Annotated in this window: 10 protein-coding genes; 5 read left to right on the plus strand and 5 right to left on the minus strand. The window is 69.6% G+C overall.

The window, feature by feature from the left end:
• The first annotated feature begins 10 nt into the window (after positions 1 to 10).
• The gene (locus ACFC0D_RS30400) at positions 11 to 1,864 is read left to right on the plus strand and encodes an NAD-binding protein (RefSeq protein WP_376442769.1); all 1,854 of its coding nucleotides are present in this window, start codon (positions 11 to 13) and stop codon (positions 1,862 to 1,864) included.
• Positions 1,865 to 1,930: 66 nt separating this feature from the next.
• Here the strand turns inward: ACFC0D_RS30400 and ACFC0D_RS30405 are convergent, their stop codons facing one another.
• From ACFC0D_RS30405 to ACFC0D_RS30415, 3 genes are all read right to left on the minus strand, one after another.
• Positions 1,931 to 2,245: a DUF3040 domain-containing protein gene (locus ACFC0D_RS30405; protein ID WP_376442772.1), complete on the minus strand. Its 315-nt coding sequence runs from the start codon at positions 2,243 to 2,245 to the stop codon at positions 1,931 to 1,933.
• 109 nt (positions 2,246 to 2,354) lie between these two features.
• Entirely contained in the window at positions 2,355 to 3,614 is a 1,260-nt protein-coding gene (locus tag ACFC0D_RS30410) for a cation:proton antiporter (protein WP_376442775.1), read from the minus strand.
• Positions 3,615 to 3,618: 4 nt separating this feature from the next.
• The gene (locus ACFC0D_RS30415; protein ID WP_376442778.1) at positions 3,619 to 4,089 is read right to left on the minus strand and encodes a cation:proton antiporter regulatory subunit; all 471 of its coding nucleotides are present in this window, start codon (positions 4,087 to 4,089) and stop codon (positions 3,619 to 3,621) included.
• A gap of 264 nt (positions 4,090 to 4,353) precedes the next feature.
• Here ACFC0D_RS30415 and ACFC0D_RS30420 point away from each other — a divergent pair, with 264 nt between their 5' ends.
• Positions 4,354 to 5,310 (plus strand): HAMP domain-containing sensor histidine kinase, encoded by a 957-nt coding sequence (locus ACFC0D_RS30420; RefSeq protein WP_376442781.1) that lies wholly within the window; start codon positions 4,354 to 4,356, stop codon positions 5,308 to 5,310.
• Positions 5,307 to 5,966, plus strand: a complete 660-nt coding sequence (locus ACFC0D_RS30425; protein WP_376442784.1) for a response regulator — start codon at positions 5,307 to 5,309, stop codon at positions 5,964 to 5,966. Before ACFC0D_RS30420 ends, ACFC0D_RS30425 begins: the two co-directional genes overlap by 4 nt.
• 92 nt (positions 5,967 to 6,058) lie before the next feature.
• Here ACFC0D_RS30425 and ddaH read toward each other — a convergent pair whose 3' ends face one another.
• Together ddaH and ACFC0D_RS30435 are read right to left on the minus strand one after the other, a co-directional pair.
• The gene (ddaH, locus tag ACFC0D_RS30430; protein ID WP_376442787.1) at positions 6,059 to 6,871 is read right to left on the minus strand and encodes a dimethylargininase; all 813 of its coding nucleotides are present in this window, start codon (positions 6,869 to 6,871) and stop codon (positions 6,059 to 6,061) included.
• Between the two features lie 17 nt (positions 6,872 to 6,888).
• The gene (locus ACFC0D_RS30435) at positions 6,889 to 7,836 is read right to left on the minus strand and encodes a methionyl-tRNA formyltransferase (RefSeq protein ID WP_376442790.1); all 948 of its coding nucleotides are present in this window, start codon (positions 7,834 to 7,836) and stop codon (positions 6,889 to 6,891) included.
• Positions 7,837 to 8,085: 249 nt separating this feature from the next.
• Between ACFC0D_RS30435 and ACFC0D_RS30440 the strand changes: the two genes are divergently transcribed.
• Together ACFC0D_RS30440 and ACFC0D_RS30445 are read left to right on the plus strand one after the other, a co-directional pair.
• Entirely contained in the window at positions 8,086 to 9,438 is a 1,353-nt protein-coding gene (locus tag ACFC0D_RS30440) for a lysine N(6)-hydroxylase/L-ornithine N(5)-oxygenase family protein (RefSeq protein ID WP_376442792.1), read from the plus strand.
• 124 nt (positions 9,439 to 9,562) lie between these two features.
• The gene (locus tag ACFC0D_RS30445) at positions 9,563 to 10,612 is read left to right on the plus strand and encodes an iron-siderophore ABC transporter substrate-binding protein (RefSeq protein ID WP_376442795.1); all 1,050 of its coding nucleotides are present in this window, start codon (positions 9,563 to 9,565) and stop codon (positions 10,610 to 10,612) included.
• The last annotated feature ends 52 nt before the right edge of the window (positions 10,613 to 10,664 follow it).

Below are 10,664 nucleotides of genomic sequence, written 5' to 3' on the forward strand. Positions count from 1 at the left end.
AAGGGAAGTCATGTCCGTAGTGCCGCCGACCGAGTGGCCGCAGTCCGGCGAGCACATGCTCGTGTGTGGGGACGACGCACTCGCGCACCGCATCGCGGCGGAGCTCGCCGATGTCTACCGGCAGAGCGTCTCCTTGATCGTGCCCCCGCCCCACGGTCTGGAAGGCGCGACAAGCCCGCCCGCGGGCGTACGAGAGGTGAACGCCGCCGCACCCGGCGAGCAGACCCTCCGGGACGTCGGTGTCGGCCGGGCCGCGGCCCTCGCTCTGCTCTACGAGGACGACGAGATCAACATGCGGGCCGCGTTCCTCGCCCGGCACCTGAACCCGAGAATCCGACTGGTCCTGCGGATGTACAACCGGAACCTCGGCAGACGCATGGCGGAGCTGCTCGACCAGGCCACCGATCTCACACTGCCCGACGCCGAGCGCGGCAGCCTCGACGCCTGCACGATCGTCCTGTCGGACGCGGACACCGCCGCCCCCGCGCTCGCCGCCACCGCCGTCGCCGGTACCCGCAAGATCGTCCAGGCCGACGGGTTACTGCTCCGCGCCGCGGAACAGATACCCGCCCACCCCGGAGACGTGGCCCCAACCGGCCTCGCGACCCTCGCCCTGCTGTCGGCCACGACCAGCGACCCGGCGGGCGCCGAAGGCTCCGACCGCAGCGGTACGCAGGCACCACAGCTGCTCCCCGACGAAGGCGCGGTACGCGCGGCGCCAGGCCGCGGCGCCGTCGTCCTGGAGGCCGTCACCCACGACGCGCCCACACCCCGGCTCCGCGCGAGCCGCGGAGCCTCGCCCAAGGAACTCCTCTCGCGACGTCTGCGTTGGGTCCTGACGGGCGTCGTCGCCGCCGTCACCGCACTGGCCGTCGCCTCGTGGCTCACCACCGGAGACCATCCGCTGCACGCCGCGTACCTCACCCTGCTCGACCTGTTCGCGATCGGTGACCCCGCCCTCGGCGAATCCACGGCTCGCCAGGTCCTGCAACTCCTCGCAGGGCTCCTCGGGCTCGCGCTCCTCCCCCTGCTGATCGCCGGCGCCCTGGAGGCGTTCGGCGCCTACCGCAGCGCCGCCGCTCTACGACGACCGCCCCGCGGGCTCACCGGCCATGTCGTCCTGCTGGGTCTGGGCAAGATCGGCACCCGCGTCCTGGTCCAGCTCCGCGAACTCGACATCCCCGTCGTGTGCGTCGAGGACGACGACGAGGCACGCGGCATCGCGCTCGCCCGTACGCTGCGCGTCCCCGTCGTCCTCGGCGACGTCACCCAGGAAGGCGTCCTGGAGGCGGCGAAGATCCACCGCGCGCACGCCCTGCTGGCACTCACCAGCGCCGACACCACCAACCTGGAGGCCGCTCTCTACGCGCGCACGCTCGCACCGGATCTGCTGGTGGCCCTGCGCCTGTACGACGACGACTTCGCCACCGCCGTCTACCGCACCCTGCGCGCCGCGCATCCGGAGGCGCTCACCCGAAGCCGCAGCGTGTCGACGCTCGCGGCTCCCGCCTTCGCCACCGCCATGATGGGACGCCAGATCCTCGGCGCGATCCCCGTCGAGCGCCGCGTACTGCTCTTCGCCGCGCTCGACGTCGCCGGGCAGCGCCAGTTCGAGGGGAGGACGGTCGCGGAGGCCTTCAACCCGGGGGCCTGGCGCATCCTGGCTCTCGACGCCAACGCACCGGAAGCCCGCACACCCGACCTCACCACCGCCCAGGACGCCGGTGACCCTCCCGGCCTGCTGTGGGACCTCCACCCCGGCTACGTCCTGCGCCCCGAGGACCGTGTCGTGGTCGCCGCGACCCGGGCAGGACTCGCCGCCCTGCTCGGGCGATCTCCCGCGCCCTTCGGGCCGGGCGCGTGAGCGTCTCAGGGCAGTGCGGCGGCTGCGGTCCCGGGCGCGTGAGCGCCGCGGGGCGGCACACGGGTGCTACATCCACGTCGTGGACACGGGTGCGGACAGGGTGAGCGGGCCCGGCCCGGTGTCGTCGGCGGGCGGGGCCGGGGAAGCGCTCCAGATCATGGTGAGGAGGAGAGCCAGCACCGCGATGACGGCCAGGACGATCGCCACGACCACGCGGCGATCTCGCTTCGGGCGTACGTCCTCACCGTCTGACTCCGGTTCAGGCTCTTGCGGAAGCCGCTGCTCCAACGTTCCGAACAGCGATGCCAGGCGGGGGTCGTCGCGTATGAGACCCTGCTCGATCTCCGAGAGGATCTGTCGATCGTCTGCATGAGGACTCATAGCGGCCCCCTCCGGGTCGGCACACGAGCCGCGTCCTCTTCCATTGTGAACGCCAAGTCCCGATCCGGCAGCCCAGTGCCCGACACCCTCGCTCACGTGGGACGCTCGCTCACGCCCGCTCCGCCGCGCCGCGTTTGTCCGCGCCTTCCACGATCTGCGACGCCCCGGGCAGGGGGACGGTTTCCCTGGTGGTGAGCGCGGCCGGGGATGTGCCGCGGCCGCGGGTGAGGCGGGTGGCGATCGGCTCGGCGTAGCGAGCGGTGAGCGGTCCGATCACGACGAGGACCAGGACGTACGCGGTGGCGAAGGGGCCCAGCTCGGGCTGTACGCCGGCGGTGACGGCGAGGCCGGCGATGACGATGGAGAACTCTCCGCGCGCCACGAGCGTGCCGCCCGCCCGCCAGCGTCCCTTCGCTCCGATGCCGGCGCGCCGGGCGGCCCAGTAGCCCGTGGCGATCTTGGTCAGGGCGGTGACGACGGCGAGGACGAACGCCGGGAGGATCACCGGCGGGATGCTGGCCGGGTCGGTGTGCAGGCCGAAGAAGACGAAGAAGACCGCCGCGAACAGGTCCCGCAGGGGGCTGAGCAGGGCGTGGGCGCCTTCGGCGACCTCACCGGACAGGGCGATGCCGACGAGGAACGCTCCCACCGCCGCCGAGACCTGGAGCTGCTGCGCGATGCCCGCGACCAGCAGGGTGAGACCGAGAACCACCAGGAGCAGTTTCTCCGGGTCGTCGCTGGACACGAAGCGGGAGATCACCCTGCCGTAACGGACCGCGACGAAGAGCACCAGGCCCGCAACGCCGAGCGCGATCGCCAGGGTCGCACTGCCGGCCGCGAGGCTCACCCCCGCGAGCAGCGCCGTGATGATGGGCAGGTACACGGCCATCGCGAGGTCCTCGAGCACCAGGATGCTCAGGATCACGGGCGTCTCACGGTTGCCGAGCCGCCCGAGGTCGCCCAGGACCTTCGCGATGACGCCGGACGACGAGATCCAGGTGACGCCGCCCAGTACGACGGCGGCCACCGGGCCCCATCCCAGCAGCAGTGCCGCCGCCGCGCCGGGCAGCGCGTTGAGCGCGAAGTCGACCAGCCCGGCCGGGTATTGGGTCTTCAGATTGGAGACGAGGTCGCTCGCCGTGTACTCCAGACCCAGCATGAGGAGCAGCAGGATCACACCGATCTCGGCGCCGATCGCGACGAACTCCTCGCTCGCGCCCAGCGGCAGCAGACCGCCTTCGCCGAAGGCGAGTCCGGCCAGCAGATACAGCGGTATCGGTGAGAACTGGAAGCGGCCTGCGAATCGTCCCAGCAGGCCGAGGGCGAGGATGATCGCGCCGAATTCGATCAGGAAGATCGCGGAATGCACGCGATCACTCCTGTCCGAGTATCAGGGCGGCGGCGTCGACACCCTCGCGGGTGCCGATGACGATGAGGGTGTCCCCGCCGGCGAGCCGGAAGTCCGGCGTCGGGGACGGGATCGCACCGGACCGGCGCAGTACGGCGACGATGGAGGCTCCCGTCTCGGTGCGCATCCGCATCTCGCCGAGCACCCTCCCGTTCCAGTGGGACTGCGCGGACAGCTCGATGCGCTCCGCGACCAGGCCCAGATCGGTCGTGTGCAGCACGTTCGGACTGTGATGGGCGGGCATCAGCGCGTCGATCAGCGAGGCCGTCTCCGCCTCGGTCAGATGGAGCGACTGGGCACATGCGTCGGGGTCGTCGGCCCGGTAGACGTTCACCGACCGGGTGCCGTCGCGGTGCGCGATGACCGACAGATGGCGGTGCTCACGCGTGGTGAGGTCGTATTGGACACCGATGCCGGGCAAGGGTGTCGTTCTCATCCGCGGAGCAGGCACAGGCCCGTCCCTTCTGCTCGTCACAACCAGGGTTCGCCACGGGGGAGCGACGCTTCCGTCGCCCCGTGGCCCCGACATGGTGCCATCCGCGCCGAGGTGCGGGACATGGGTGTCGGTACGGATGGACATGACCCTGGGACACTGGTCAGGATGGAGCGGGGACATGGGCCCCGCCGCAGGTCACCGGGTGCCTGCGGGACGCATGCGCAAGGGGCCGGGCGGGACGCGCCGGCCGGGAGAGGCAGGACCGTGTCGCTGTACTGGCGGATCTTCCTGCTGAACGCCGCTGTCCTCGTCGTCGCGGTGCTCCTGCTGCTGGGCCCGGTCACCGTCTCCACCCCTGTGCTCTTCGGGGAGGCCGTCGTCCTCGTGGCCGGGCTGGTCGCGATGCTCATCGTCAACGCCTTCCTGCTCCGGGTCGGCCTCGCACCGTTCCAGCGGCTCACCCGGGCCATGCTGACCGCCGACCTCCTCAAGCCCGGCCGACGCACCGAGGTGACGGGCCATGGCGAGATGGCCGAGCTGACCCGCACGTTCAACACGATGCTCGACCGCCTCGAAGCCGAACGCGCCACCAGCAGCGCCCGTGTCCTGTCCGCACAGGAGGCGGAACGCCAGCGCATCGCGCAGGAGCTCCACGACGAGGTCGGCCAGACCCTGACCGCCGTACTCCTCCAGCTGAAGCACTCCGCCGACCACGCGCCCGACGCGCTCCGGGACGAACTGCGGCAGGCGCAGGAGACCACCCGCGGGAGCCTCGACGAGATCCGGCGGATCGCGCGCCGCCTGCGGCCCGGAGTTCTGGAGGAGCTGGGACTGCTCAGTGCGCTCAGGTCCCTGGCCACCGAGTTCTCCACCCGTGGACTGACCGTACGGCCCCATATCGATGCCGGTCTCCCGAAGCTCGACCAGGAGACCGAGCTCGTCCTCTACCGCGTCGCCCAGGAAGGGCTCACCAATACCGCGCGTCACTCGGGCGCTAGCCGCGTCGATCTGCACCTGAGCGCTCTGCCCCAAGGTGGAGTACGGCTGCGGGTCCGGGACGACGGCCGGGGGATCGGACGGGTGGCCGAAGGAGCCGGCATCCGAGGGATGCGCGAGCGCGCCCTGCTCATCGGCGCGGATCTGACGATCGGTCCCGGCGAGGGCGGAGGGACCGAGGTCCGCCTGGACGCCACGGGCGGAGCGAAGGGGAGGACAGCATGACCACGCCGGGCTCCACCCGCATCCTGCTGGCGGACGACCATGCGCTGGTGCGCGGCGGTGTACGTCTCATCCTCGACGCCGAGCCCGATCTCACCGTCGTCGCCGAAGCCGCGGACGGATCCGAGGCGGTCGCCCTCGCCCGGACCGAGCAGATCGATCTGGCCGTCCTCGACATCTCCATGCCCCGGCAGACGGGCCTCCAGGCGGCCCGCGAACTCAGCCGTCTCCAGCCGCAGGTGAGGATCCTGATCCTCACGATGTACGACAACGAGCAGTACTTCTTCGAAGCGCTCAAGGCCGGCGCGAGCGGTTACGTGCTCAAGTCCGTCGCCGACCGCGATCTCGTCGAGGCGTGCCGTGCCGCGATGCGCGACGAACCCTTCATCTACCCGGGCGCGGAGACGGCCCTGATCCGCAAGTACCTGGACCGGGCCGAGCAGGGCAGGCCGCTGCCCGACAAGGCCATCACGGACCGGGAGGAGGAGATCCTCAAACTCGTCGCCGAGGGACACACATCGAAGGAGATCGGCGACCTGCTCTTCATCAGTGCCAAGACGGTCGAACGACACCGTGCCAACCTGCTCCAGAAGCTGGGGTTGCGCGACCGGCTGGAACTCACCCGCTACGCCATACGCGTCGGACTGATCGAACCGTAGACGGGTTCGGATCCGGAGTGGTGCCGCGGGGCTGCGCGCCCTACGCGGCACCACCCGCCGGTGGGCCCAGGACCGGCTGGGCCCACCGGTGCTCAGCCGGCGCTGCGGAGCTCCAGCGTGCAGCACTTCACGCTGCCACCCGCCTTGAGGAGTTCCGACAGGTCCACCCCGATCGGGTCGAAGCCACGGGCGCGGAGCTGCTCGATCAGCGCCGTGGCGTTGTGCGGCAGCACCACGTGCCTGCCGTCGGACGTGGCGTTGAGACCGAAGACGGCCGCGTCCTCGTCCGTGGCGATGACGGCGTCCGGGAACAGGCGTCGCAGCACGGCCAGGCTCCCCGGCGAGAACGCGGGCGGGTAGTAGGCGATCGTCTGCTGGTCCAGGACCGAGAGAGCGGTGTCCAGGTGGTAGTAGTTCGGATCCACCAGGGTGAGGCCGACGACGGGACGTCCGAAGAACTCCTGGGCCTCGTCGTGCGAGCGGGGATCGCTGCGGAAGCCGGTGCCGGCGAGCAGCCAGTCCCCGGTGAGGAGGTAGTCGCCCTCACCCTCGTTGACGAAGTCCGCCGTGCGCAGGTCCGGGAAGCCGTTGTCGCGCAGCCAGTCGTGGTAGGCCGGGCCCTCCGCGATGCGCTCGGCGTCGCGGAACCTGGCCACCAGGGCGCGGCCGTCGACGACCGTGGCCCCGTTGGCGGCGAAGACCATGTCGGGCAGCCCGGGCACGGGGTCTATCACGTCGACGGTGTGCCCGAGGCTCAGGTAGACCTCGCGCAACCGTTCCCACTGGTCGATCGCCAGCTGGGTGTCGACGGGCTTCGCCGGGTCCATCCACGGGTTGATGGAGTAGACCACGTCGAAGTGGGTGGGCGGGCACATGAGGTAGTGCCGCGGCCGTGCGGTACGCATGAATGCGGATCCGATCGTCAGGGGCGGCTGGAGAGGTAGCCGCCCATGGAGGTGAAGTACTCGGTCGCGCCCATCTCGTGCCCCTCCTCGGTGCGGACGCGAGTAATGGCCAGGCCGTGGTTGCGGCCGGTGCGGGCGTCGGCTCCCGCGACGATGACGACACCGTCGCCCTCGCGGTAGAAGATCCGGCCCGGAGTGCCTCCGTAGCGGCCCTCGGAGACCACGGCGGACAGCACTTCGAGGCGCTTGCCCTTGTGGAAGGTGAACGCGGCCGGGTACGGGGCGGACTGGGCGCGGATCAGGCGCTCCAGTACATCGGCGGGCCAGTCCCAGTTGATCCGGATGTCCTCCTCGGCCCGCTTGTGGAAGAAGCTGGCCTGGGAACGGTCCTGCCGGGTGAACTCGGTCTGCCCGGAGGCGATCAGGTCGAGGGCGCCGATCGTGACGGGGGCGATGAGGTCCACCGTCTTGTGGAACAGATCCGTGGTCGTGTCGGTCGGCCCGACGGTGACCGCCCGCTGCACGACGATGTCGCCGGCGTCGAGCTCGTCGTCCATCAGATGGGCCGTGACGCCCACTTCGGGCTCGCCGTTGATCAGCGCCCAGATCAGGGGTGAGAAGCCGGCGTACTTGGGTAGCAGGGAGTCGTGGACGTTGAGTGTGCCGTGACGGGGGAGGTTGAAGATGCGCGGCGGGATCCAGGTGCGCCAGTTGTTGGCCACGATGATGTCCGCGTCGGCCTCCTTGAGGCGCTCGAACAGTTCCTCGTCGTCGGGCCGGTTGCGGATGACGACAGGGACGCCGTTCGCCTCGGCCAGCTCGGCGACCGAGTCGCTCCAGATCTTCTCGTAGGCGTGCTCGCTTTTCGGGTGTGTCACGACAAGGACCACGTCGTGCTCGGAGTCCAGGAGTGCTTGCAGGGTGCGATGCCCCCAGGTCTGGTAACCGAACATGACGACCCGCATGGGGATCCTCCTCGAGAGAGCGACTGACCGGCGCCAAGTAAAGCAAGGCTTACCTAAGTGCGCAACAGGCGTGATTTTGAAGGCTGTTGAGGTCGATTTTCAGCCAAGGCGCCCCGCTCAATCGTCTCGACAGGTCGCTCAGATCAGGTTAGCCTCACCTAAGTTCCAGTTGGGTGTCGCTCTTGGCGTGCCCGACGCCTCGTTCTCACCCACGCCTCACAAGCGGCCGTCCCGCACGATGGGAGTGACATGTCTCAGGTTCATCCTGGCGACGCACCTCTGGTCCACGACCTCATAGGAATCGGCTTCGGGCCGTCCAATGTGGCCATGGCGATAGCGCTCAGCGAGCACAACGCGCGTGTCGGCAGGCAGGAGGCGGTCACCGCTCACTTCTTCGAGCGCCAGGCCGGCTTCGGCTGGCACCGCGGAATGCTGATCGACGACGCGACCATGCAAGTGTCGTTCCTCAAGGACCTGGTGACGCTCCGGAACCCGGCAAGCGAGTACAGCTTCCTCTGCTATCTGCAGAGCAGGGAACGGCTCATCGACTTCGTCAACCACAAGAACCTCTTCCCGCTGCGCGTGGAGTTCCACGACTACTTCGAGTGGGCGGCGGCGAAGGTCGACGACATGGTCTCCTACGGACACGAGGTCATCGCCGTCGAGCCCGTCGTACGGGACGGCGTGATCGAGTACCTGGACGTGACGGCCCGCTCCGGATCCGAGACGGTGGTCCACCGGGCCCGAAACCTGGTCATCGGCACCGGACTTCGCCCGCTGATGCCGGAAGGCGTCGAGCGCACGGACCGCGTCTGGCACAACTCCGAACTGCTGGCGAAGGTCGACGGCCTGGAAGGCGCCGACCCCACCCGGTTCGTCGTCGTCGGCGCCGGCCAGAGCGCCGCCGAGAACGTCGCCTACCTGCACCGGCGCTTCCCCGAGGCCGAGGTCTGCGCGGTGTTCTCCCGCTACGGCTACAGCCCCGCCGACGACAGCGGCTTCGCCAACCGCATCTTCGACCCCGCCGCGGTCGACGAGTACTTCACGGCCCCCGACGCCATCAAGCGCAAGCTGATGGACTACCACGGCAACACCAACTACTCCGTGGTGGACATCGACCTGATCGACGACCTGTACCGGCAGGCGTACCAGGAGAAGGTCCTCGGGAGGGAGCGGCTGCGCTTCATCAACGTCTCCCGCCTCACCGGCGTCGAGGAGACCGACGGCAAGGTCCGTGCCACCGTCACCTCCCTCGTCACCGGGGAGGAGTCGACCCTGGACGCCGACGTCGTCGTCTACGCCACCGGCTACAGCCAGGCCGAGCCCCTCGGCCTCCTCGGCGAGGTCGGGGACCGCTGCCACCGGGACGACCAGGGCCGCGTCCGCGTCGAGCGGGACTACCGTCTCGCCACCGACCCCGCACTGCGGTGCGGCATCTACCTCCAGGGCGGCACCGAGCACACCCACGGCATCACCTCGTCGCTGCTCTCCAACACCGCGATCCGGGTCGGCGAGATCCTCGACTCGATCGTCGACCGGCGCCCGCAGAGCGACCCCGACGACCTGCGACCGGTCGCGGACGGGATCGGCACGGCCCGCTAGGAGCCCCGCTCCCGGCCCGACGCCCCACCCCTCGCACGCCACCCCCACACGCCCCGCCCGCCGCAATGCCTTCGTGCACGGCGGTCGTGGCACGCACCGTGAAACCCCCGTGAAAGGAACATACGTGTCCACTGGAGCACGTCCCGCGCTCGCGCGGTTCGCCAGAAACATCCCCCGCGTGGCCATCGCCGCAGTCGCCGCGCTCGCTCTGGCCGCCTGTGGGGGCGGCACCGAGAAGACGGAGTCCAAGCCGTCGGCCGGGGCCGGTGACGGCTCGAAGGCCGCCGCCTTCCCGGTCACCGTCGCGCACAAGTACGGCAGCACGACGATCGACAAGGAGCCGAAGAAGATCGTCACGCTCGGCCTCTCCGACCAGGACGCCGTGCTGGCCCTGGGGATCAAGCCGGTCGGTTCGGTGGACTGGTTCAAGGAGAAGCCGTACGGCAAGTGGCCCTGGACGAAGGACAAGTGGGGATCCGAGCAGCCGCAGATCGTCGGTGAGCGCGACGAGTACAACATGGAGAAGATCGCCGCGCTCCAGCCGGACCTGGTCATCGCCCAGTACTCCGGCATGAAGAAGGAGCAGTACGACACGCTCTCCAAGTTCACCAAGGTCGTCGCCCAGCCCAAGGAGCACCCCGACTACGGCGCGCCCTGGCAGGTCATGACCCGCCAGATCGGCAAGGCGCTCGGGAAGGACGCCGAGACCGAGAAGCTGATCACGGACATCGACACCCGCTTCAAGGCCGTCCGGGACAAGCACCCCGAGTTCGCGCAGAAGACCCTGGCCGTGGCCGACAGCTTCGAGGCCGGCAAGTACTCCGCGTTCACCAAGACCGACCCCAAGGCGATCTTCTTCTCCGAGCTCGGTTTCAAGCTGAAGCCCGAGATCGACTCCCTGGCCAAGCCGGGCTACAACGTCGCCGAACTGAGCGCCGAGAAGCTGAACGTGCTCGACGTCGACCGGCTCGTCTGGGTCACCTCCAGCACCGAGGCCAACGACCGGATCAAGGCCGAGCCGCTCTACACGAAGCTGAAGGTCCAGCAGGAGAAGCGCGACCTGTTCGTGCCCTACCAGGACCCGGACATCGGCGCGGCCTTCTCCTTCAACACGGTCCTGTCGATCCCGTACGCGATCGACCAGATCGAGCCGCTGCTGGCGGCCATCAAGTAGTCGCAGCACCACCGCGGGTCCCACCCCGCCGCCCATACCCGGCGGGGTGGGG

Source organism: Streptomyces sp. NPDC056222 (assembly GCF_042264065.1).
Taxonomy (GTDB): domain Bacteria; phylum Actinomycetota; class Actinomycetes; order Streptomycetales; family Streptomycetaceae; genus Streptomyces.

Bases quoted from the DNA above. Each gene is read 5' to 3' on its own strand.
- ACFC0D_RS30405 (WP_376442772.1), bottom strand. From the start codon at position 2,245: ATGAGTCCTCATGCAGACGATCGACAGATCCTCTCGGAGATCGAGCAG.
- ACFC0D_RS30425 (WP_376442784.1), top strand. From the start codon at position 5,307: ATGACCACGCCGGGCTCCACCCGCATCCTGCTGGCGGACGACCATGCG.
- ACFC0D_RS30415 (WP_376442778.1), bottom strand. From the start codon at position 4,089: ATGAGAACGACACCCTTGCCCGGCATCGGTGTCCAATACGACCTCACC.
- ACFC0D_RS30435 (WP_376442790.1), bottom strand. From the start codon at position 7,836: ATGCGGGTCGTCATGTTCGGTTACCAGACCTGGGGGCATCGCACCCTG.
- ACFC0D_RS30440 (WP_376442792.1), top strand. From the start codon at position 8,086: ATGTCTCAGGTTCATCCTGGCGACGCACCTCTGGTCCACGACCTCATA.
- ddaH (WP_376442787.1), bottom strand. From the start codon at position 6,871: ATGCGTACCGCACGGCCGCGGCACTACCTCATGTGCCCGCCCACCCAC.
- ACFC0D_RS30400 (WP_376442769.1), top strand. From the start codon at position 11: ATGTCCGTAGTGCCGCCGACCGAGTGGCCGCAGTCCGGCGAGCACATG.